This window comes from Desulfovibrio desulfuricans DSM 642, assembly GCF_000420465.1.
Lineage (GTDB): Bacteria > Desulfobacterota > Desulfovibrionia > Desulfovibrionales > Desulfovibrionaceae > Desulfovibrio > Desulfovibrio desulfuricans.
In genome coordinates this window covers 1-23,916 of record NZ_ATUZ01000003.1, presented here as the reverse complement: position 1 = coordinate 23,916, position 23,916 = coordinate 1, and the positions used below count along the sequence as shown (strand labels likewise).

At 57.3% G+C, this 23,916-nt stretch carries 17 protein-coding genes; 12 read left to right on the top strand and 5 right to left on the bottom strand.

The window, feature by feature from the left end; all coding sequences use genetic code 11:
- Positions 1 to 13: 13 nt before the first annotated feature.
- The 5 genes from G449_RS17575 to G449_RS15405 form a co-directional block, all read right to left on the bottom strand.
- On the bottom strand, positions 14 to 2,467 hold the full coding sequence (locus G449_RS17575; protein WP_022657408.1) for a response regulator: 2,454 nt from the start codon (positions 2,465 to 2,467) through the stop codon (positions 14 to 16).
- A gap of 364 nt (positions 2,468 to 2,831) precedes the next feature.
- A complete protein-coding gene (locus G449_RS0100790; RefSeq protein ID WP_022657407.1) occupies positions 2,832 to 3,314 on the bottom strand; it encodes a hypothetical protein in 483 nt (160 codons plus the stop codon).
- Between the two features lie 73 nt (positions 3,315 to 3,387).
- Positions 3,388 to 4,890, bottom strand: a complete 1,503-nt coding sequence (locus G449_RS0100785) for a vWA domain-containing protein (RefSeq protein WP_022657406.1) — start codon at positions 4,888 to 4,890, stop codon at positions 3,388 to 3,390.
- Between the two features lie 3 nt (positions 4,891 to 4,893).
- The gene (locus tag G449_RS0100780) at positions 4,894 to 5,886 is read right to left on the bottom strand and encodes a P-loop NTPase family protein (protein ID WP_022657405.1); all 993 of its coding nucleotides are present in this window, start codon (positions 5,884 to 5,886) and stop codon (positions 4,894 to 4,896) included.
- A 227-nt stretch (positions 5,887 to 6,113) separates the two neighbouring features.
- Positions 6,114 to 7,067, bottom strand: coding sequence for an AraC family transcriptional regulator (locus G449_RS15405; protein WP_022657404.1), 954 nt, complete (start codon positions 7,065 to 7,067; stop codon positions 6,114 to 6,116).
- Positions 7,068 to 7,406: 339 nt separating this feature from the next.
- Between G449_RS15405 and G449_RS0100770 the strand changes: the two genes are divergently transcribed.
- The 12 genes from G449_RS0100770 to G449_RS0100715 all read left to right on the top strand — a co-directional run.
- The gene (locus tag G449_RS0100770) at positions 7,407 to 7,943 is read left to right on the top strand and encodes a flavodoxin family protein (protein ID WP_245170858.1); all 537 of its coding nucleotides are present in this window, start codon (positions 7,407 to 7,409) and stop codon (positions 7,941 to 7,943) included.
- A gap of 161 nt (positions 7,944 to 8,104) precedes the next feature.
- Positions 8,105 to 8,986, top strand: coding sequence for a nickel pincer cofactor biosynthesis protein LarC (gene larC, locus G449_RS17565; protein WP_081640422.1), 882 nt, complete (start codon positions 8,105 to 8,107; stop codon positions 8,984 to 8,986).
- A 93-nt stretch (positions 8,987 to 9,079) separates the two neighbouring features.
- Complete coding sequence (gene larB, locus G449_RS0100760) at positions 9,080 to 9,844, top strand: nickel pincer cofactor biosynthesis protein LarB (protein WP_022657401.1); 765 nt, start codon at positions 9,080 to 9,082, stop codon at positions 9,842 to 9,844.
- Positions 9,845 to 10,162: 318 nt separating this feature from the next.
- A complete protein-coding gene (locus G449_RS0100755) occupies positions 10,163 to 11,332 on the top strand; it encodes an aminotransferase class I/II-fold pyridoxal phosphate-dependent enzyme (protein WP_022657400.1) in 1,170 nt (389 codons plus the stop codon).
- Positions 11,322 to 11,990: a pimeloyl-ACP methyl esterase BioG family protein gene (locus G449_RS0100750; protein WP_022657399.1), complete on the top strand. Its 669-nt coding sequence runs from the start codon at positions 11,322 to 11,324 to the stop codon at positions 11,988 to 11,990. Before G449_RS0100755 ends, G449_RS0100750 begins: the two co-directional genes overlap by 11 nt.
- Positions 11,987 to 12,727, top strand: a complete 741-nt coding sequence (gene bioC, locus G449_RS0100745; protein WP_022657398.1) for a malonyl-ACP O-methyltransferase BioC — start codon at positions 11,987 to 11,989, stop codon at positions 12,725 to 12,727. Before G449_RS0100750 ends, bioC begins: the two co-directional genes overlap by 4 nt.
- 95 nt (positions 12,728 to 12,822) lie before the next feature.
- Positions 12,823 to 13,572: a hypothetical protein gene (locus G449_RS0100740; RefSeq protein ID WP_159060401.1), complete on the top strand. Its 750-nt coding sequence runs from the start codon at positions 12,823 to 12,825 to the stop codon at positions 13,570 to 13,572.
- Between the two features lie 143 nt (positions 13,573 to 13,715).
- Positions 13,716 to 15,548 carry a glycosyltransferase gene (locus G449_RS15395; protein WP_245170859.1) on the top strand — a complete coding sequence of 611 codons (1,833 nt, stop codon included), beginning with the start codon at positions 13,716 to 13,718 and terminating at the stop codon, positions 15,546 to 15,548.
- Positions 15,549 to 15,553: 5 nt separating this feature from the next.
- A complete protein-coding gene (locus G449_RS0100730) occupies positions 15,554 to 17,551 on the top strand; it encodes a polysaccharide deacetylase family protein (protein ID WP_022657395.1) in 1,998 nt (665 codons plus the stop codon).
- Positions 17,551 to 22,473, top strand: a complete 4,923-nt coding sequence (locus G449_RS0100725) for a tetratricopeptide repeat protein (RefSeq protein WP_022657394.1) — start codon at positions 17,551 to 17,553, stop codon at positions 22,471 to 22,473. The genes G449_RS0100730 and G449_RS0100725 overlap by 1 nt, the downstream gene beginning before the upstream one ends.
- A 78-nt stretch (positions 22,474 to 22,551) precedes the next feature.
- Positions 22,552 to 23,586, top strand: a complete 1,035-nt coding sequence (locus G449_RS15390; protein WP_022657393.1) for a glycoside hydrolase family 18 protein — start codon at positions 22,552 to 22,554, stop codon at positions 23,584 to 23,586.
- A gap of 69 nt (positions 23,587 to 23,655) precedes the next feature.
- A partial coding sequence (locus G449_RS0100715) for a transposase (protein ID WP_022657392.1) occupies positions 23,656 to 23,916 on the top strand: 261 nt, incomplete at its 3' end.

Below are 23,916 nucleotides of genomic sequence, written 5' to 3'. Positions count from 1 at the left end.
AATGTTTTCCCCCTCACCTCTTCTGCAACCACGCGCAGAGTTTCTGGTAGAGCAGCGACACTGAAACGGGCTTGGCGATAAAGTCGTTCATGCCAGCCTCGATGCACAGTTCCCGGTCTTCGGCAAAGGCGTTGGCTGTCATGGCGATAATGGGGATGGTAGCCCCCACCGGGAGCAGTCGTATCTGCCGTGTGGCCTCCAGGCCGTTGATGTGCGGCATCTGCATATCCATAAGAATCAGATCATAGGTAGCGGCCTGCACCCGCTCAATAGCCTTGCCGCCGTCTTCCGCAAGGTCAACGATAAAGCCCACGTCTTCCAGCAGGGCCTGGGCAATCTCACGGTTGATAGGCTCGTCTTCCACCAGCAGGATGCGCTTGCTGCCAAGCTTCTGCCGGATGGTGCGTTCCGCATCCTCAGCGCTGATTCTGGTCGGTTCGCTGTGCGGGGGCGCGTCTTTGCGCAGCACGGCAGTGAACCAGAACGTGCTGCCCTTGCCCTCCACGCTGGTCATCCCCGCCTTGCCGCCCATGAGTTCCGCAATTTTTTTGGTGATGGCAAGGCCAAGGCCCGTGCCGCCATACTTGCGGCTCATGGAGTTATCCGCCTGCTCAAAGGCGCTGAAAAGGCGCGGCTGCATCTCCGGGCTGATGCCGATGCCTGTATCTTCCACCTCAAAGCGGTACGTCACGGTGCTGTCTGTCTGCGATTCCGGGCGCACTGCCACCTTGACATAGCCGTGATCCGTAAACTTGAGCGCATTGGTGGCGAGGTTGAGCAGGGCCTGCTGCAACCGGCTGTCGTCGCCATAGACGGGGCAGGTTTCTGGCGCAGCGTCCACAATCAGCTCAATGCCTTTTTCCTGCGCCTTCTGCCCCAGAATGGAAGTGATGTTCTCAAGCAGGGTAGAAACATGCACGGGCACATGTTGCAGCACGAACTTACCGGCTTCAATTTTTGATAATTCCAAAACATTATTGATGATTTCCAGCAAGTGATTGCTGGCGATCTCGATCTTGGTGAGCTTTTCCACCTGATTGGGCGTGAGGCCCGATTTGCGTAAAATATGGATCATGCCCGTGATGGCGTTCAGGGGTGTGCGAATCTCGTGGCTCATGTTGGCGAGAAAGGCGCTCTTGGCAACGCTGCCAGCCTCTGCCGCGTTTTTGGCAATAATCAGATCCTGGGTGCGCGATTCCACCAGCGCCTCCAGCCGTTCACGGTGGGCCGCAAGCTCGGCCTCAACCTGCTTGCGTTCTGTGATATCCCTGACCAGCCCGATGGCAATCCACTTGCCCTGCATGTTCATGGTAGACAGCGCAAGCTCAATGGCAAATTCCTGCCCATTCTTGCGCAGGGCGCTCAATTCAACGCCAGAACCCAGAAAATCCCCCTGGCCGCTGCGGCAGAAATCTTTCAGACCCTCGGCCATCCTATTGCGATAGCGGGGTGGCACCAAAAATTCGTGCAAAACGCGCCCCATAACCTCGTCTGCCGTATAGCCAAAAATAGTCTCCGCCGCCTTGTTCCAAAAGATGATGTGCCCGGAGCAATCCAGCAGAATCAGTGCGTCCTTGATGCTGTTTGTGGTCAGGCGGAAGCGCTCCTCATTCTCGCGCAGGGTTTGCTCGCGCTTCTGGATTTCAGCGCCCATCCTGTTGATGCATTCGGCCAGATCACCAATTTCATCCTTGCCCATTGTGTCGGCCCGCGCGCTGTAATCGCCTGCGGCGAGCTTTTTGGTGCTTTCTTCCAACCGTGCCAAACGGGCAACAACGTATTTGTTGAGCAGACCGCCAAGTGCAAGCAAAAGCACAAGATACCCCAGAATGTGCATCACAATCTGGAATATCCATTCAGAATAATACTGGTGGCGCAGTTTTTCAGACGGAATGAAGATGCTCAAAATCCCACGGAGGTCGCAAATATTGTAGTCGTATGAGTCCGCATAGGCCGCAGCAATGGACTGCGGCGCGTCTTCCCGTTTGCCATGACATCGCAGGCAGTATTCTTCAACTTTTATGGGGCTGGTATAGTGATAATAGGCAAGGCCGTTCTCTTTCACTTCAACCATCCGGCTTTTGGCGGAAGGGTTGGCCCGGAACCATGCCAGGGCGTCAAGCTCAAGAGGATTTGCCATGTTGGCGGGATTGCGCGGCCTGTCAGACACATTGCTGAACCTGAGCCCGCTGGTGCTCCAGTTATGGAATTCTGCCGAAATTCTGGAAAGCGCATGCGCAGGCAAAAAGCCGATGGTGGCATCGGTTACGGGCAGGCCGCTTTCAATGAACTGTTTTTGATAAACACGGCGGGTGGACAGGATAATGGCGCGGAAATCTTCTGCATCACGCAGCAATTCTGTGCGGATGGAAGACTCAATTTCGCGATAACCAGAATAGATATCAGCACAAATGATTATGCTGATAATTGCAGCGGTAAGGCACCAAACCTTGTACTTGATGCGCATAGCAGCCTCTCAGTCAGCCTATGGCACGTTATCAGTTTCAGGCCCGTGGTCTTGCGATGTGCGTTGTATCAAGAGATGCAGGAAGATGAGGCAGGAAAAACAGACTAATAACAAGTTATGACTTGGAAGATAACTTGTATTGTCTGTATAAACAAAAATTTTGGTGAATATACAGTCGTATGATGATTATGTCAAAATAATACTCATATGTTATGAGTTTATTTCAATATTTAAAAAATCATATATTTTATGCTGATAGATGTGTGATGATTTTTTTGCGCAAGATGTAAACCATTTTTTATTGTTAGGTTGCTAATTAAAAGCATGTCCAGGTTCACATATCTGCCGCAACACATCATTATATTCATTGCCCTGCGGCTTGTGCTCCTGCGGCAAGGCGCAAAAGGCGCTCTGCAAGCAGGTTGGGGGCAAGCATTACCTTGGCGGCGGCAGAGGTTTGCACGCTGCCGCTCACGCTCATGGGCTGGCTGTTGTCTGCCCTTTGAATTTCTGCTTCCAGGGCGGCGCGCAAGCGCTGAAACGATTCTTCCACTTCCGGGTATTCGTTGGTTTCGCGCCAGGGCAGGATGAGGCTGCGCGTCCACGAATGCCCTTTGTGCGATGGGGCCTCAAGGGTGTGAAAACGGGTGGGGGTGTATCCTTGCGCCCGCTCGAACAGGCCGGGATAGCAGTAATCCTGCCGCTCTTCTTCCGGCTGCGGAATAGTTGAAACTATGCTTACTATTGGCAGGGCCAGGGCTTTTTCGTGTTCTTCAAGCCGCACGGAATATTGCAGGATGGGCCGCAGGTAGCCGCGTTTCTTGGTGATTTTCCATTCAATATGCATGGCGACCTCGTGTGGGGCTGCGGTGTTGCTTGGGGGCTGGCATCAATTAAGGCACCTGACTCAGGCGGTCTGTTCAGATCGCGCCCAGTGCGGCTGCGGGTTCCATCAGGCATATCACCTGGCCGAATGGCGGCTGCTGCTCGTGCGGCGCGCTGCAAATCCACAGCACAGGATATTCCGGCTCGGCGGGGTAGCGGTCGCACTCCAGATCGGTAAACCAGATCAGGCAGGTGGGGGCCAGCCGCTCGTCTTCAATATGCGCGCACACAGGGCGGTAATCCGTACCGCCGCCGCCCACGGGCGCAAGGCTCGCGGGCATGTCCATGCGCGTAAGCGTGAGGGTTTTCTGCACCTTGGTGTCGTGAAACAGCACCGTGAGCGTGGTGTCGTAGGCCTCAAGCACGGTTGCAAGCTCTGCGCAGAACATGGCCAGCGCCTGCTCGTCCACAGAACCGGAGCAGTCCACAGCCAGCGCCACGTGGGGCAGGCGGGCCTCCCGCCGGGCTGGCAGGTAGATGTTCTGGTACAGATAGCGGCGGTTGGGCGTTGTCCACGAATAGTCGTTTTGCGCGCACTGCTCAAAAAAACGGTGCAAAAGCGTGCGCCAGTCCAGCTTGGGTCGCCACGCCCTGTCAAGCTGCCGGGCCAGACCTGCGGGCATGCTGCCCATGTTGCGGGCGCGCTGCATGGCCTGCATCATGGCTATATCCGCCTCCTGCTCTGCGGCCTTGAGGGCCTGATCGTTCTGCATGCCTTGCGCATCGGGGTGATCCTGCACCTCGCCGGTGAAGCTGGTCTTGCCCTCTGATTGCTCCGGGCGACCTTTTTCGCGCTTTGCTGCGGCCTTGTTGCCAGCGGCGGATTGCGGGTCGGCGTCCGCGTCCTTTTGCTGCTCGTTGTTTTGCGCGCCTTGCGGCGGGGTGGGCTGCTCTGGTTGCTCTGTCTGCTTGCCGCCATCAAAGGCGGTTGCGCCAGCGCCTTCTGTCTGCTCCGCGCCCTGCGCAACCTGCGCGTTTTGCGCGCCTTTGTTGGTGGGGGCGTCTTGCAGGCTTGCCAATGCGTCAAAGATTTCATCCGCATTCATACCCGCATAGGCCGGGTTGTGCGTAAAACCCTGAGGCAGGGTAAAGCCGGACTCCACCAAGATGTGATTGATTGCCAGATCGCAGGCGCGGTTCCACAGCTTTGCATCGCGGCCTTTGCGGCGCAGATGATGCCCGAAGGCCAAATGCAGAACCTCGTGCGCCATTGCCCCCACCAGCGATTTTTGCGAAAGGGCCGTGGAGAATGCAGGGTTGTAGCCAAGGGTTTTGCCGTCTGTCCACATATCCGCGCAGGTAGGGTCTGCCTTGAAGCGCAGGCGCAAGGCCAGAGAGCCGAAGAAGGGATGCTCCATAACCAGCGCCGCGCGGGCGCGCGTGATGCAGTGCTGGGCCGTCAGGGTTGCATCATCAGTGTCCGCTGTGGCTGCGGCTGGTTTTTGCTGGTTTGGCAGCTGCGGCGGCTGATGCAACAGTGGTGAAGCGCAAGCCGCGCTGACTGTGCGGGGCTGCTGCTGGTTCTCGAATGTGTGCATGGCTTAGAGCAGAACTTCCGCGTTTTTTTCCGCCCAGCGGTTGAAGGCCGGGGTGTTCACCACATCCGTATTCTGGCAGACGGCATCGCGCATCAGCAATACGCTGAATTCAGCGGGCAGGCGCTCGGCATAAGTGGTGAGGGCATCCATGGTGTCTTCTGCCGCGCGCAGGCTCAGGGCCTCGCATGTGGCGTACAGGGCGGCGGGCTCTTGCGGCACTGTAGCGGCCTCGGGCTGCGCCAGGATGGAATCCACCGTGGGCAGCTCGCGCCATACGGAGAGAAAGCCCATGAACTCCGCTGCGGCTGCGGGGCCGACCGTGCCCTGAAACAGCTCGTATTCCACCTCGCGGGCGGGTGCGGCCTCCAGTATGCGCGAAACAAATTCCCACGAGCGGGGCGAGGCAAAGGCTTTTTCCATGCGCTGCGGGTCAAAATCATGCAGCAAACGAGGGCGAAAACGCAAAAAGGCGCAGACCTCGTGGCGAATGCCAGCCCCCTGCGCCCAGGCGAGCCAGTCGTCAAGGCTGGCGTCAAACTCCAGATGCACCATGCGGTTAGCCAGAGCAGAAGGCATGCGGTACGAGACGGCCTTGTCCTTTTCCCGATTGCCAGCCGCAACAATGGACCAGCCATCCGGCAGGCGGTATTCGCCAATGGCTCTGTCGAGTATGAGCTGGTAGCAGGCCGCCTGCACCAGCGGCGAGGCGGCGTTGAGTTCGTCAAGAAACAGGATGCCCTGCGGCGGGTCGTCCGGGCCCGGCAAAAAGGCTGGCGGGCACCAGACGGCGGTTCCCGCATCTGTAAGTCGCGGCAAGCCGCGCAGGTCAACGGGGTCAAGCAACACGGCCCGGATGTCGCGCAGGGCCATGCCCCGCATGGCGGCCACCTGAGATACTATCTGGCTTTTGCCCACGCCCGGCGCGCCCCACAAAAATACGGGCTGATGAATGCTGGTGAGGGTCTGCAAAGCGGAAATAACCTGTGAAGGCGTCATGTTTCTTCCTGAAATAGCAGTGATTGAGGGGGGCGCGTGTGTACGTGGAGACGCACCCGATGAAGTAGGAAGATGAAGGAAAAGAAATTGAAAGTCAATATCAATCAAAAATGCGGGAGAGGAAGACGGAGAAATAGAGGCATGGCGGGGGAGGTTGCCCAGCTACAGCGTGAGCCTTGCCACCGCATAAAACTGTACAGCTAAGTGCCCTTAGTGTGCGGATTGCTTCACATTGTCTTGTGGTTGCCGCAGGAACTGCCGCTTTGGGTGCTGATGAGCCCCTTAATGTCGCGCAGGGGCGGGGTGCCGAACTGGCGGCGATATTCGCGGCTGAATTGCGAGGGGCTTTCGTACCCCACCTGAAAGGCGGCGCTGGTGGCGTCCAGATGCTCCATGAACATGAGACGTCTGGCCTCGTGCAGGCGCATCCACTTTTGGTATTGCAGCGGGCTCATGCTGGTCATGGCGCGAAAATGGAGATGAAAGGTCGAGGTGCTCATGCCTATCTGCCTGGCGAGGCTGTCTATCTTCAAGGGCTGGACGTAGTTTTTCTTGAGCCAGTCAATGGCCTGCGCAATCTGGAAGCCGTGGCTGCCGGCTGCCACAATCTGGCGCAGGTAATGCCCCTGCTCGCCCAGAAGCAGTCGGTAAAGTATCTCTTTGTGAATCAGAGGCGAGAGCACGGCAATGTCTTGCGGGTGATCGTGCAGGTCAAGCAGCCGCTGAAAGGCGTTGAGCAGTGGCATACATACTTCGCTGACCCGCATGCCACGCCCGGATTTTGCCGCGCGCGTGACCGGCAGATTGCTGTCCACCATCATCTGGGCCAGCATGCGCATATCAAGCTTGAGCACCATGCCCAATAACGGAACTTCCGGGCTGGCCTCCACCACATTTGCCACCACCGGCAAGCCGACAGATGAAATCAGGTAGTGGTTGGCATCATACAGATATTCTTCATCCCCCAGCATAGCGCGCTTGGCTCCCTGAGCAACAAGGCAGATAGTTGGCTCGTACATGCAGCTTGCGGGCTGGGTCGGCGCTTCATACCGCACAAGCACAAGCCCCGGCACTGCCGTTTCCAGGCGGTGGTTTTGCTCGGTCTGGCGGGCAATATTGCGGGCCAGCGCCTGCCGCTGAATATTCAGCATGTCGCATTTTTCTTTGTCTTGCTGGGGCATGGTCGTTCTCCCTTTCTGGTTTTTTACCAGAAAAGGACGGATAAAAACAACACAATAGTTTGAATCATCGTACAATCAGGCAATAATTTGAGAGAATCGGACTATACGCTTTTAGCCAGGACTCCTAAAAGAATAGAGCAGCGGCTAGGCCAAGCCGAGCAAGTTTGCGTGCCTGACGCAGAGGCAGGTTGACCGCAAAAATGCCTGACAAAAAGTTAAAGTAATGGTTTAAATATTCAGGTTGAAGTTCATAAAGATGCCCTTGAATAGCTAAAATCGGCGTCTGACCAGCAACTGGCGAGGGATGAAATACCCACAAATCAGCATATGGAGCGAGTAATGAAAAACATCCTGATTTTTTGCGGCAGCCCTCGCAAGGGCGGCAATTCTGATCTGCTGTGCGAGCAGTTTATGGCTGGAGCTCAGGAGGCAGGCCATAAGGTGGAAAAGATTTTTGTGCAGGAACATAAAATCGCTCCATGTCTTGGCTGTGGATACTGCCAGAGCCATGAGGGCGCTTGTGTGCAAAAGGATGGCATGGAAACCATGCTGGAAAAAATGATCAAGGCCGATGTTCTTGTGCTGGCCTCGCCCGTGTATTTCTATTCTGTAAGTGCGCAGATAAAAGCCCTCATGGACAGGACGGTTGCTCGCTACACTGAAATCAAGAACAAGATCATGTATTACATTATTGCCGCAGCGGACACTGATTTGTCGCATATGGAGCGAACTATCGAGTGCTTCAGAGGTTTTGCCTATTGCCTTGAGGGATCGGTAGAAAAGGGCGTTGTGTACGGCGTTGGCGCGTGGAATAAGGGCGATGTGAAAGGTCTGCCCAGCATGGCGCAGGCTTTTGAGATGGGCAAGAACGTGTAGAAGCAGCCCCTGTGGTGTGACAGATCGCCGCCATCATGCAGAAATAGGCAAGAATCGAGCCGTATTGTCTATTCCCTGTTGCGGGCAAAATACCTATATTGCGCACGGGCGGCGGCAGTCTGCCCCTCTTTTTTCAGATGCACATTTCTTGCCGGGGCTTTATGAAGATACTGTATTACGATTGTTTTGCCGGAATCAGCGGCGATATGAATCTGGCCGCCCTGATTGATCTTGGGGTCAGCCCCGATTACCTGAAGGCAGAACTGGCAAAGCTCGCCATAGATGACGAGTTTGCGCTCCAGTGTCAGCCAGAAAAATGCAGCGGGATTCAGGGGATGCAGGTTCATGTGCACTTGAACGGTCAACAGCACGGGCACAGCCACGTGCATGACCACAACCATGAGAACGGGCATGAACACACTCACATCCACGAGCATGAACATACGCATGCTGCTGCACCTGCCCATGTGCATGGCCACAGCCCCGCGCAGGGCAGTCACCTGCTGCACAGGAATCTGGCCGGCATCACGGCTATCATCACGCAAAGCACACTGGCAGACCCGGTCAAACAGACGAGCCTGAGTATTTTTCGCCGCATAGCCGAGGCAGAAGCCAAGGTGCATGGCAAGGCTCTGGAAGACGTGCACTTTCACGAAGTTGGCGCTACCGATTCCATTGTGGACATCGTGGGCGCGGCCATCTGTTTTCATGCTCTTGATGTTGATGCCGTGTGGTCTTCGCCCCTGGAGCTTGGCGGCGGTTTTGTGCGTTGCGCGCATGGCATGATGCCAGTTCCTGCACCGGCGACAGTCGAGATTCTTCATGGAATCCCCACCTCTCGCGGCGGGGTGGAGCATGAGGCCACAACGCCAACGGGGGCGGCCATCATTGCCACTCTGGCCCATGCCTTCAAGGCAGCCCCGGCCATGACAACCCTGAGCACCGGTTATGGCATTGGGCACCGCCGTACCGAGCGGCCCAATATGCTGCGGGTACATCTTGCGGAAGCGGACGAAGCTGCGGTCGCTGGCCCAGCCAGATGATTCTGCCTGCTCTGGCGTAATCTTGACGCTACGAATTGTACGGGGCAAATTACGGTCGCGGGTAATGAAGCCCGGACATGTTGGAGTAGAGAAATGTCAGGTGGTTCACTGGAAAAATTGCTCACTGAAATCAGGGACGGAAGCCTCTCTGTTGCCGATGGCATGAATCTGCTGCGCGAGAGTTCGGTGCTTGACCTTGGGCACACCAAGTTTGATTTACAGCGCCCGGCGCGCAATGGCTTTCCTGAGGTCATTTACGGCGAGGGCAAAACCCCTGAGCAGGTGGGCGAAATATTCCTACGCGTGGGCGACCGCAGCAATGTGCTGGGCACAAGGGTTTCGGCAGAGATGGCGGCCCACGTGCAGTCTGTATGCCCCAATGCCGAATACAATCCTCTTGGGCGCGCCCTTACGCTGGTCGTCAAGCCCATTGTATGGAAGCAGGGTGAAGTTGCCATTGTTACCGCGGGCACCTCTGACCTGCCCGTGGCGGAGGAAGCCCGTGAAACCTGCCGCATGCTTGGCGTGCGCGCCAAAATCCTTGCAGATGTGGGCGTGGCGGGCATCCACCGCCTGATCAACAACTTGCCCGAGGTGCTTGCCGCCCGCGCCGTCATTGTGATTGCAGGCATGGAGGGCGCACTGGCGAGCGTGGTCGGCGGTCTGGTGCCCCAACCCGTTGTGGCGGTTCCCACTTCTGTGGGCTATGGAGCATCGTTTGCGGGGCTGTCCGCCTTGCTTGGCATGCTCACCTCCTGCGCAAGCGGCGTCACTGTAACCAATATCGATAACGGCTTCGGCGCTGCCTGCGCTGCCTGCCGCATTATCAATGCCTGCGAGGGCAACAGCAAATCCTAAAAAACTGAATTGTCCGGCAGCGGACAATTGCCTTTATATTCCCCCACAAAATCTGGTCAGCGTAGTTGCGCTGTTCTGTCAGGCCACGCGTTTTTGTTTTCAGCCATATGCCGCACAGGCGCAGGGCTTGGCATGACCAACGGCGCAATTGACTTGTCGCCTTTTGAGGGTGACGATATCCTGTTGCGGGAGCGACTGCTTTTTTGCAGCGCCGTAATTCTGGCGGCCGCTTGCGCCGCTTCTTTCAATGTTTTCTGCTTACCTTTGATACGCGGCTGGCCCCTTGCTGTCAGACGAGAGACGCCTAACGGACAGAGAATGATGCAATATACACAGTGGCTTGATGAAAAAAAGCAAAACGGCAGTCTGCGCGCCCTGCGCAATATTGACGCAGTGCAGCGCGAGAGGGAGCAGGCCTGCGCGCCCTTCATCAACCTCAGCTCCAACGATTATCTTTCACTTGGCGACGATGCCGACCTGCGGCAGGAATTCTGGTCGCAACAGGATGTTTCCGCCCTGCGCATGGGGGCGTGTTCCTCGCGCCTGCTCACGGGCACCTGCGACCAGCAGGAGGCCTTTGAGCGGGAACTGGCGACGGCCTACGGCGCAGAGGCCGCACTGGTGTTCGGCAGCGGCTACCACGCCAATCAGGGCATTCTGCCCGCCGTGTGTACAAACCGCACGCTTATTCTGGCTGACAAGCTGGTGCATGCCAGCCTTATTGACGGCATACGCATGAGCGAGGGCAAGTGCATCCGTTTCAGGCACAATGACTACGCACAGCTTGAAATGCTGGTGCAAAAACACGTTGCGGATTACGAAAACATCATTATTGTCACTGAATCCATTTTCAGTATGGACGGCGACGCCTGCGACCTGCCCCGGCTGGTGGCGCTGAAAAAGGCCAACCCCACTGTGCAGCTCTACGTTGATGAGGCCCACGCTGTGGGTGTGCGCGGCGCAAAGGGCCTTGGCTGCTGCGAGGAGCAGGGCTGCGCGGCGGATATTGATTTTCTGGTAGGCACAATGGGCAAGGCCTGGGCCTCGCTGGGCGCGTATGTGATCTGCTCGTCAGCCCTGCGGGAATACCTTGTTAATACCGTGCGGCCGTTTATTTTTACCACGGCCCTGCCTCCGGTCAATATTGCCTGGAGCCGCTTTGTACTTGCAAAGTTTGCCAGCGCCGAGGTGGCGGCCCGCAGGGAGCATCTTGCCGGGCTGGCGGGCATGATGCATGCCTTTACTGATGGCCTTGGGCAGTCGGTGCGCAGCACCTCGCAGATCGTGCCCGTCATTACGGGCGAAAACCAGCGCACACTTGCCATTGCCGGGCATTTGCAGCGCGAGGGTTTTTACATTATGGGCATACGCCCGCCCACGGTGCCTGCGGGCAGCTCGCGCCTGCGCATTTCGCTCACTGCCGGAACCGCGCGTGAGGAGGTTGAATCCCTCATAGCCCTGCTGCGCAGGTTGCTGCATGAATATTGATTTTCTGCGGCGCGCCGGTTGTCCGACCCTGGAACTGTTTTTTGCCGGGTGGGGCATGGACAGCCGCCCCTTTGGCTGGGCTGCGGATTCCCCGCATACAGCGCACTGCGATTTTGCCGTGTGTTATGACTATTCTGACATGGCGCTGGATGCGGAGGCCCTGCGCCCTTACAGTGAGGTGCGGGTGCGGGCGTGGTCGCTTGGCGTGTACGCGGCGTCTCTGGTCTTGCCGGGCTTGCACTGCGCTGTGAGCAGCGCCCTTGCCATTAACGGAACGCTCACGCCTGTTGATGATACTCTTGGCATACCGGTGGCGGTCTATGATGCCACGCTTGAGAACCTTTCCGCTGAAAGCGTGGAGCGTTTCAACCGGCGCATGTGCGGGGCGCACCGGGCCGTGTTTGAAGCGCGCAGATCACCACACAGTTTGGCACGCACGGTGGATTCACTGCTGGCGGAACTGCGGCATATCAAGGAATGCTCTGCCTACAGAGACAGGGCGCAGTTTACTGGCTGGAACATGGCAATTCTGGGCAAAAAGGACAGGATATTCCCCATTGCAAACATGCGCAAAGCCTGGTCTGCAATCCCGGTGCTGGAGCTGGACGAGCCGCACTATATACCGGATATCCCTTTTGTATCTGTAGAACTGCCATGAGTGCTTCATTTGTCAGGCGGCGCTTCAGCGCTGCTTCCGCAAGTTATGATGCTGAGGCGCAGGCCCAGCGGCAAATTGCCTCGCGTCTCTGGGCTTTGGCAGCACCATACCTTCCCCGTAGTGCAGCCATACTGGAAATAGGCGCGGGCACGGGCCTGCTGACGCAGCATATTCTGAGCGCGCAGCCCAGCAGCCTCACTGTCAACGATCTTTATACCAGCCCGCAAGTGCAGGCCCTCATGCAACAACAGCCTGGCGTGCTTTCCTGCCGCGAAGGCGATGCGGAAACGCTGGACTTCTGCGGCCCGTTTGACGCCATTTGCAGTGCCTCAACCGTGCAGTGGTTTGCAGATGTTAAAGGGTTTTTGCGCCGTTGCGCCCGGTATCTGCCCAAGGGCGGGCTACTGGCCTTCAGCAGTTTTTTGCCCGGCAACCTGTACGAAGTTGCCGAGCTTACGGGTGTTGGGCTGGACTATCCTGATGCTGCCGCTCTGCAAAGCTATCTTGAGCAGGATTTTAATCTGGTTGCAATGGAGCAGGGCGAAATCACGCTGGATTTTGCCAGCCCGCATGACGTGCTGCTGCATCTGAGGCATACTGGCGTAACGGGCATCAAGTCTGTGGGCTGGAACAAACGCAAGTATCTTGCGTTTGTTGACGGTTACACTTCCCGCTACAGCACTGGGCGGGGGGTCCGGCTGACTTATCGGCCAGTGTATGTTGTTGCCCTGCGCTAGAGACTAGGGTAGATATTTATTATCAGATTGGGCCATTTTTGTTTTGTTTCTTATCTTTTTAGTATTGTTGTCTGGACAGTAAAGGGAGGCGCTGGATGAAACTTACGGCAAGATTTCTTTACTGGTGCGCCACCCTGTTGATCCTCTGCCTAGGCCAGAGGGCTTTAGCCGCATCATCCTCCCAAGAGGATGCCGTTGCGGGTGGAGCCTATGGATTCGAATCTGCCAAGGCACACCTTGAAATGCAGGGGCGCGACCTGGCAGAAGCGCAAAGCAAATTTGAAAACGATCTTTTTCAAAACCTCGATGAAGCAAACGCCATTAATATCAAATACAGGGCCTTGCCCCCCAACTATGTGCTGTACAGATTGAAACTGGCGGAAAATATCGAGAAAAACGTTAGCAAGCCAGACAAGCTGACCGCATATTGCAAGGAATTTCTGTATATTGACAATACAGAAAGAGAAAGTGCGGATAAGTTTTTAGCCTATAATGAATCCATGACGGAAAAGTTCATTCCGCGCGACACGTATCAGGTCATGGATGAAGATATATTGCGCAACGTGCTTGTACGGTATCTTGAGACATACAGCATGGTGTATGGTTTCAAAAATCCTGATTCCATCAGGATTCGGATAGAAAAGGCCATTCCCTACAAAAATGCCGAGGGCGACTTTGGCATCTTATACTCCATCGCCCTGACGGATAAGGACGATGCTGACGATTCTGCGCCGGAAAAGATGTTTCAGGTTTCATACTGCAATGGAGAAGTTGTCAGTTTTGAGCCCTCAGCAAATGACGCGGAGGATGCAGCAGTGCTGAAGATTTGCAAGTCACGGCAGTAACGGCAAGGTTGGCGGGGCCATGCGGACAGATAGTATTTTTTTGACGAGGTATGGAATTTGCTTTAAGTACTCATTATCAAAAATCTGACTATTTGTGTTGCCCTTTTTCGCCACCACACCTGAACCGAGTTGCCCGAATGCTGTTGTCCACCAAATTGTTTTCCAAGGTCACGCCCCAGTTGCCCTTGGACGTTGAAATTTACCCCAAGGCCAAGAGTGATCGCCGTCTCGCCCCCAACATTCCCGGGCGTGGCGGATCAAGGCGTGGCGCTCACCAGCGGTATGAAGCCCAGCTTCTGGTGTCGGTATATGATGCTTCGGAAGAATCCGCCCCGGTGCGCTGCCTGAGCGAAGACCTCTCGTCTTCGGGCATGCTGCTGCATTGGGCTGAGGATGCGCCGCTTCCTGCCGAGGGGCAAAAGCTTGTGCTGCGCTTTACCATGCCGCCGGGGATCCTGCCGGAAGGGTATGAATCGCGCGTGCGTATCCCCGCCGAGGTGGTGCGTATTGTGATTGGCGAAGACGGTGAAGAAAAGGTTGCCGTCAATTTTGTGCGCAATCTGGATAACTATCTGCGCCTGAAAAAGTGGCTGCGTCTGATTGCGACCTCTGTAATTCTGCTTGCCCTTTCTGTATATGCCGTTGCCTACATGCGGCAGGAAAGCCTGTTTTACTTCATGTTTGACGTGCCCGTATTTACCTACGGGATTATTGCGTCCGTTTTTCTGGTAAGCCGATTTGTTTTTTCCTTTTTTTACCGCAACGTTCCTGTTGATCCTGACTTTACGCCCGGGGTCACTATTGTCATTCCCTGTTTTAACGAAGAAGAATGGATTGAAAAAACCATCCAGTGCGCTATCAATCAGGATTATCCTCAGGAAAAACTGGAGGTTATCCTTGTGGACGACGGCAGCACGGATAAATCCATGGAGCGTGTGCGGCGCATAGAAAAGCAGATTCGCAAGGAAATAACCGGCGACCGCTTTGTGGTCATTGAGCAGCCCTACAACATGGGCAAACGCCACGCTCTTGCGGCAGGGGCGTTGCATGCCAAATTCGAGTTGCTGGTCTTTGTGGATTCAGACAGTTTTCTGGAGCCGGACGCCGTGCGGGAAGTGGTGCAGCCCTTCCGCGACCCCAAGATGGGAGCTGTCTCTGGCAGAACAGAAGTGCAAAACAAATGGACAAACGCCCTCACCAAGATGCAGGCCGTGCGCTACTATGTGGCCTTTCGGTTCATCAAGGCGGCGGAATCCGTTTTTGACGGCGTTACCTGTCTTTCCGGCCCCCTTGCCTGCTACCGCAAGGATCTTGTGCTGCACTACCTTGATGAATGGCTCAACCAGAAATTTTTTGGCTATCCGGCCACGTTTGGCGACGACAGAAGCCTCACAAACTACATCCTTGCCCACCACCGCACAGGCTATCAGGATGCGGCGGTGTGTTCCACCATTGTGCCTTCACGCATGCGTACCTTCATCAGGCAGCAAATGCGCTGGAAACGTTCGTGGTTGCGCGAAACCCTGCGCGCCAGCTCCTTTATGTGGAGAAAAGAGCCTTTCATGGCGCTTTCGTTCTATATCGGCTTTTTGCTGCCCGTGCTGGCCCCGCTGGTGGTTGTGCGCACCATGGTGGTCATTCCGCTTGAGCTTGGCCTTTTCCCCTACAAATACCTTGCGGGCATTCTTGTCACCAGCATGCTCATGAGCGCCTCCTATCTGTTGTTCAAGCGCAGCAACCTGTGGCCCTATGGCATTGTTTTTTGCGTGTTCTATCTGGGAGTACTGCTGTGGCAGCTCCCTGTGGCAGTGCTCACGTTCTGGAAGTCGGAATGGGGCACACGCAATACCTCCGCCGACGTGGCCGCGCAGGAAAAGCTGCGCTACGAGCAAAAAATGTTCGTCATGCCCTCTGAAAGCGCCGTTGCAGCAGGAGCGGGGCAGTCAGGCGATCACGGTAAGCACGGTGAGGGCTAGAGGGCATGCGCGCGCTTTCCAAAGATACCTGGAAGATCCTGCGGTCATGCCTGCAATGGGCATTTTTGATCGGCCTGTGCGTATTTATTGTTCAGCTCTTTATGGAGCGGGGCAGGCCGCCGCAGTTTGACCGTGAATCGTGGACGCAACGCGATGGTTTTACGGCCATTTCTTACGGTTCGCTCACGCGCGATGAAAAGCCGGGGCTAAACTCGCGCCAACAGTTTGCTGAGCATGTGGCAGCCATTGAAAAAGCTGGCTACCAGTGGATAACTACTGACGATGTCATCAGCTTTTATCGCGATGGCGAACCGCTGCCGGAGAAAGCCCTGTACCTTATGATGGAAGGAGGCCGCAAGGACTCCGTCATCTTTGGGCAGGAGATCATGGGTAAAACAGGGGTGCACGCCTCGCTGTTTACAACAACCGGCACCCTGAAAAGCTGGAACAACTTTTTTGTCACCAAGTCCAACGTGGCGGCGCTGGCAAAAAGCCCTTTCTGGGATTTGGGCAGTCAGGGGCTTGGGCTGTTGCCCATCAACGAGAATATGCCCAAGGTGACGCCCGGCTACTTTTTGACAGATTTTTTGCGTGATTCCACTGGGCTGCCAGCGGAAACCGAAGAGCAGATGCGCGACCGGCTGGCGGCGTATTATAAAGATTCGTTCGAGCCGCTGGCAAAGCTCATGCCCGAGCCGCCCAAGGCTTTTGTGATGATGCCAGCCAACTCCTTCAACGCGGCCATGCCGCATGCGGTCAAAGAGGCTAACCGCGATCTGGTTCAGCAGTATTTTCAGATGGCCTTTTCCAGAGAAGGGGCGGCGTTCAATTCAGCAGTGGATGACCGTTTTGCGCTCACTCGCGTTCAAATTAAGCCGGATTGGCCGGAGCAACACCTTCTTGAGGTGCTCTCGCTCAAAACTGCCAAGCGCACACGATTTTCACTGGCAGAGGGCGACACCGCCGATAGCTGGATGGCCTTTCGCACCAGGGTGGAAGCCTCGGGGCGGGATATTGTGCTGACCCCGCAGGAGGGCAAGGCTGACCCGGTCATGCTGCGCGGCAGCAACATGTGGGATAATGTTTCGCTGTCCATGACCATTGCGCAAAAGGAAAACGTGGATCGCTACGTCTACCTGCGCTATGCCACGCCCAGCGCCTTTTTGCGCGTGACCCTGCATGGGGCGCGTCTGCTGGTGCAGGAGCGCGTTCCCGGTCAGGGACTGTACACCATTGCGGACGAAACTATGTCTACCCAGCCCCCCTGGCGTTTTGACATTTTGCTCAAGGGCAACAGACTTAAAGTTTTGCTTGATGGAAAGGCGCTCGGCCCAGGATTTTTGCCAGTTTCGCCCACACTGCGACTTGGGGCGGTTGCTCTTGGCACAGGCGATGTGGAGGGGTACGAAGGGCGTTTCGGCTCGCTGAATATTGTGCGTATTCCTTCGCTCTGGCGCGTTGAGTCCACGGGCAGTGCCAGTTCTGGCAGTGTGGTTCCGGCCAGGGCGCAGGAGGTCACCGCATGCGTGGTGCCATTGGCGGCCGGGGCCAGTGCCAGCAGTGCAGATGCCGAAAGGGTTTCGCGTCAGGTGCTGCGCGCAAGGGCGGAGGGTAGCATGACCATTGCCGCTCTTTCCCCCGGCAACCTTGTTCTGAACGACAGCATGCTGCTGATGGCGCCCTTCAGCATGGAGCAAAGCCGCAGGCTGTGGGACGGCATCATGGTGCAGCCCCTTGCCCAAAGCTCGTGGAAGGATGTGGCCGCTACCCTCAAGGCCATTGCCGCCGCAGGCTACCGGCCCGTGGTGCGCCTTACGCGCGATGCGGCGGCAGCGCTTGCGGCCTCCGGCGTTACCTTGTCCGCAGATCATTACCTGCTTGATTTTACGCGGGCGGAAATTCCCGAGTCTCTCTGGACACCCCTTGCCCATAGGCATAACCGAAACAATTTCCTTTATGCTACCGCAGAAAAGGGCGTTCTGTACGCCGCGGGGGGCAACTGATGCGCGGCAGTATTCTTTCTTCCAGTCTGCTGTTGGCCCTGTGCTGCGGTTTTGTCGCAAGCGCTGTGTGCGCGCAGGAATTTCCAGCTGGGGATAGCCGGGCGCGCCTCGATCAGCCTAGAGGTCTGGAACCTGCCAAAAGCGCCAACTCTGCAAAGGGGCAGGAGCAGACAAGTGGCGCGGAACCGGAAAAGCTCTCGGCAGCCTACTATTACAATCGCGCCAACTATGCCATCAGCCGCGAAATGTACGCGGAAGCATTGGGCGAAATCGACAAGGGCATGGATCTGGATCCTGGCTTTCTGCCCTTCATCACGCAAAAGGCCCTTGTGCTTTCGCGCCTGTCGCGGCACGAGGATGCCGCGCGTTTCTATTCGCTGGCGCTTGAAGCCAGACCGGACGATGCGCGGCTTGCGGCCCTTGCGGCAGAAAATATCCAGAGCAGCCGGGCCAGTGATTCCGCAGGGCTTTCCACTGATCTGGCAAGGTTTTTCAGCGGCCTCTCCGTGCAGGTAACGCCGGAGCTTCTCAAACAGCTGGCTGAACGGCAGGATCAGAACAACGCGGTCTTTTTGCCTGCCCTGCGCGCCGCAGGGGCCGTTGGCAAGCTCACTGACGAGGAACAGGCGGTGCTCAAGGCCTGCCTTGCCAACAATGGCACTGTTGCCGCAGCCCTGCTGCGCCGCCAGAACGACTGGCCGCAAGGCTCGGAGCCGCTTCGGGCCGTGTTTGAGGCCATGACGGCCCGCGCCCTGCAACTGGCTGGCAAGCAGGACGAAGCCGAGGTTTTTTATCGGCAGGCGGCGGCGCGGGGCTTTAGTCAGGAAACATTGAACGCCATCAAGGCGCAAGCCTATCTGAACCGCAACGAGCAGAAAATGGCCGCTACGGTGTACGAGCAGGGCTGGCGCATTGCCTCCAGCCCGCAGGTCTGGGCCGTGCGCGCGGCAGATGCCTACGCCGCCTCTGGCGGCATCAGGGAAGCCTGCGATATACTTGAAAAGGCTGCAAAAATCGCCCCGCACGACCTCTATTTGCAGGGGCAGCTCTATTACCGCCTTGCCCAGGCCGGGAAAACCGCTGAACTCAAGGCTCTTGAGCAGAGGCTTGAGGCCGGGGGCAGCAACATTGCCGTAAACTTTGGCAAATTCCTCTTCGCCCGACAGAGCAAAAATCGGGATGCCATGCAAAAAGCCCGTCAGGCCGTTGTGGAGCATGTGGACGATGTCAGCGCCGTTCACTCTCAGGACGACATCCGGCTGATTGTTGCCAGCCTTGGGTTCAGCGGTGCGCGGGCTCCGCAGGAGCAGCAGGCCGAACTCATGCGCAATAACGGCTGGGAGCTGTGGGACAGCGGAAAAATAGACGATGCCTATGTTTCGTGGCGCGATTCAATTGCTCTTGACCCCCAGCACGGGCAGAAGGCTGGCCCCTCCATGTGCGCGGTCCTGTTGCAGCAGGGCAGAACTGCGGACGCCATGGAACTTTTCCGCCTGCAGTACCCTGAAATGCCAGTGTTCTCCCTTGCCTTGTATCTGATAAAGGACAAGCAGTGGTCTGCGGCTTACCCGCTGTTGCGGTCTATGGCTGCCCCCTCGGGCGCCAATGCGCCCTGGTATGCGCTGGCCCTTGCCGCAGGCGCGCTTGAAGGCGGCGACATCCGCGCAGTGGAAACCAGCGCCAGGGCCTTGCTCGCCCTTGATCCGCCGCAGGAAAGCCACACGGTCAGTATTCCCGCCGCTGATGCGGGGGCAGGGCAGTTGCAGTTGAGCCGGTCGCTGTATCTCTCCATGCTGTCGGAATATCTGGGTAAGCTGCTGGATCAGCAGAATGTTGCATTGATCCCCGAGCTTCTGGCCAGCAGGCAGCTTCAGGGCATACCCGCGCTACAGGCCGCTAAAATGTTGAGCGAAGCTGGTTTCAGCCTTGCCGTGGGCGACAGCGCGCAGGCTGCGGTGCCCTTGTGGCAGCGTGCACTTACGCTCAGTCCCGATCTGCCAGAGGCTCACTTGGGTATGGCCCTTGCCGCCGCCATGCAGGGAAATATGACAGCTGCGGAAATGCATCTGAATGCTGCACCGGTCAATGCTTCGCCCCGGCATGAATTCATTCTTGGCCGCATCAGGATGCTTGAAGGGCAGACGGATGTGGCTATGCGCCATTTTGACAGCTTTTTGCGCGCGGAACCCGGCAATCTTGCCGCGCGGTACGCAGTTTTCAATATTTTTATGTCGGTGGCAGACTACACCCGCGCCCGTGCGCTTTACGGCGAATTCAAAAATGCCGCAGGGCCTACCGCCCGGCTGTATGAAGGGCAGTGCGCCCTTGCCTTGGGCGATGCCGGTCGGGCAGAGGCGATTTTCCGTTCCCTCATGGTCAAGGGGGCAACCACAAGGCCAGTGGCCCCGCTGCTGGTGGCGGCTTTGCGCGCCCAGAACCGTTGGGCCGAGGCGGCTTCCATTTTGCAGCAAAGCGGCCTGCCAGACCCGGGAAAACTCACGGCCCTGCGCCGTCAGGCCGAAGACGCACTGGCTGAAGCCCGCTACCCGGCGGCGCGCGGCTATGCCCAGACCTATCTGGCCGATGATCCGGATTCCGCCTATGTGCAGTCGCTGTACAACAGCTCCCTGCGCGATGAATACAGGATGCAGGCTGACCGCCTTGAAAAGCTCAAGCGTGAGCAGATACGGATTGCCCGAGGTACGCTTGACCCTGAACGCCTTGCCCCGCAGGAAAGGGAAAAACTGGCGGAGCTGCGCTCCGGCGGTCAGGCTGCGCTTGAGCCCGACAGATCGCTCCTTGATGATGCGCAGACGCATGCCGAAGGCCTGCTTGCCCGCAACACCATACAGCGCGATGCGCTGGAAAGCGTGCTGGATATCTCCCTGCAACGGCACGACTATAACGAAACGGCCAAAATCTCCCGCCATATGGCGCAGGAATATCCCTACGACATGCACTATCAGTTGCAGTCTGCCGTGCATTCCGGCGCAGTGTCGCGTTTTGACCGTGCTCTGCCTATGGTGCAGTCCCTTTCGGCCCGTGGGCCAAACGGGGCGGGCATGGCCCTGTGCTTTGCCAACATTACCTCGCAGTCGGACGGCAAAAGCTATACCCCGCAGGATGTTGCCGCTTATCTGGATCAGCTTGGCGCAAACTATCGGCCGGTTTCCCTGCCGGAGTTTCTGGCTCCTGCACCCACTGACGCGGCCACTGTTGCGCCGGGTAAAATACCTCTGCTGCTCGTCATCGGGCAGACGCGGCCTGAAGAATTGCAAGCCATAGACGCCGCTCTGGCTCAACGTGGCGGCAGGGCCGTACTGTTGGTGAGCAGGCAGTCGTTTATTCCCGGCACGCCGGACGACCTGCCCAATACTGCGCTCTTGCGCAGGCTTGTGGCCACAGGCCGCTGGGAACTGGCGCTCACGGATACCTCGGGCCGCACCATTGTGGATGTAACAGGCCGCAGGGGCGGCTTCTGGGCACGGCGCGCAATGGTGGACGGACGGCCTGAAACTGTCGACGAAATGAAAAACCGCTGGGCTTCGGCAATGGCCGAGGCGCGCCAGCTCGCGCAGTCTCAGGGCTTTGCGGTGACGGCGTGGATGTACCCCGGCGGCGATTACGGGCAGATCAGCCTCAACGGCGATGCGGACATCCGGCAGGCCTATACCGAGGCTGCCCGCGAGGTCTTTGCCGTGGCCTTTGTGCCCACTGCCAACGGCTATCACACCAACAGCCTTGATCCGCTGTTTGTGCCCGTGCGCAACGTGTATGCGCAGCTGGACGCCAAGGCCATCGCCTCCATGCCGCAGAACCATCCCACGCGTCTTGCGGTGCAGACAGAGGGCTTGCTGGCGAGCTGGCACGGTCAGCTGCCGCGTGCGGAAATGCTCTTTGCCCGTGCGGCTTCGCTTGGCCTTTCGCCTGCGGATAATGCCTACTACCGCGCCAGCAACGCCCTGTTTGACGAAGATGCCCCCTATGCCAACGAGCTTGCGCGCGAAGCCAAAAGGCTTGACCCGGATAATCCGCGCACGGACGAACTGCTCGATCGCGCGCAGCGGCTTTTGCGGCCCAGAGCCACGTTCAGCCCTCACGGCTGGACAGATAATGCCGGGCGCAGTTTTGCGGAATACGAACTTAAGGCTTCCACCTTTTTGCAGGAGAATCTCTCTGCCCAGGCTTCGGTTTCCGACCTGTGGTGGAAGAGCGATCACAATTCGCTGCACGGCCATGCTGTGGGCATCGGGCTGCGCTACTTCCCCTTCAAGCAGCACTGGCTTGATCTGATGGTGCGCGATGTGCAGCCGGATAGCGGCTCTTCCTTTATGGAAGCCCGGGCCGCCTGGCGCGGCGTGTACTCGGTCGATCCCTTGCGCATCAACGGGCCGTACACCCTCAGCTACAGCAGGCAGTCAATCGAGACGGCGGAAAGCGTCAAAAAGGGCGTGTACGCCGACAGGCTGGGTCTGAATACCGAGGCCCGCATACTGGACTGGGGTGTGCTTCAGGCCGAAATTTTCGGCACCCAGCGCACGGATGGCAACCGCACTGTGGGCGGCACTGTCAGCCCCCGCTATATTGTGTGGGACAAGCCGCAACTCCAGATAGGCTATCTGTTTAGCGCCGCCGACAGCGACAGGAATCCTGCCGACTATTACGCGCCGCAGGAATACGTTAATCATATGGCTGTGGCCTCGTTTGATGTGGCGCTTTTTGACCAGATGCACGTGCGCGGCTTTGCCGGATACGGCACAGCAATATCCAAGGACAAAAACTGGGAGCAGGTTCTGCGTTACAGCCTTGATCTGAACTGGGTTCCTGCCGATAACTGGAGCCTTGCCCTTGGCTACAGGCGCATGGAATTGCCCGATTACAACATGGATGAATATTCGCTGAACCTGCAATACGTTTTTTAAAAAGCATTCAGCGTGCTGCGCCGGGCCGTCTGGCCCATGCGTCAAATCCGTCCGGGCCGTTGCGCCGGGGAGGTTGCTATGAAATATCTGCGTTCTGCCGTTTATGCGGGTCTGCTTGCGTTGTGCTGCTCGGTTCCGGCCATGGCAGCGGATGCCTGGGTGGCGGATTGGGACATGCCCAACGGGCTTGCAGAACTGCGCCAGGGCAACTTTAAAAACGCGCTCATGTTTGCCGCGTATTTTGACAGGCAGGGCAGGCCCTTCCTCACCGATGACATGAAAAAGGCCCTGCGCGGCGGGCTTGCCGCCTCACTGGGCCAAAGCTCCAACAAGGCGCAGGGCGTGTTTCTTTCTGTCGTTAACGATGTGGTTGAAGCCCCCGGCAAATCTGTGCAAAAAGATCCCTCCCTTGTGAGCAGGCTCATGGCCACGGATGCCAGCCGCGCCGCGCACCGCAGCGATCTGCTGGCCCTGCTGGCGGCTTATCCCTTTACCGGGCTGGAGCTTGATTACGAAAGGGTGAGCATGGATGACTGGCCCCGGCTGCTGCAATTCGCGCAGGAGCTTTCCGCTACGCTGGCTGCTCAGGGCAGAAAGCTGCGGCTGGTCATGGAACCAAAGCAAAAGTACCTGCAAGGCAATCTGCCCGCAGGCCCGCAGTATGTGGTGATGGCCTATAACCTGCACGGTGGGCACAACGGGCCGGGGGCCAAGGCTGACGATGCCTTTTTGCGCCAGTTGGCCCAATGGTGCGCCCACTGGCCTGTTAAGCCGGGCTTGGCGCTTTCTGCGGGCGGTTTTGCCTGGACGGGCCGGGGCGTTGTGGATCTTACCGAGCGCAAGGCCACCGCATGGGCGCAGGGCGCGGGCATACAGCCCAAGCGCGACCCAGCCAGCCATGCCCTGTACTTTAAGGCGGCAGACAACACGCCCGGCAGCCCCCTGCTTGCAAAAGGGGGCACCAATGGCAGCGTTTGTGAAATCTGGTATGCAGATGGCGAAACCCTTGCGCATTGGGCCGATGTGGGGCGCAGCCTTGGTTTTGGCGATGTGAGTTTGTGGCGGCTTGGCGGCAATACGCCGGAATCTCTGGCTAAAATTTCAGGAAAGTAAGTTGACCTGCCCCCAAAAAACTGGTCCGCCTAAAAAGTTAGTATAAGGTGGAGCCATGGAGGGCATCAAATGGGTCGCAAAGCATTTACTCCAGAGCAAATCATTTTCAAGCTTCGCGAGGTTGAAGTTCTTGTGGGACAAGGCGAAAGCATTGCCCTGGCTTGCCGCAAAATTGCTGTAACCGAGCAAACGTATTATCGATGGCGCAAGGAATATGGAGGCATGGGGACTGAGCAGCTCAAGCGATTGAAAGAACTAGAAAAGGAAAACGCTAGGCTGCGACGAGCCGTCGCTGATTTAAGCCTTGAAAAAATTATTCTTGCGGAGGCG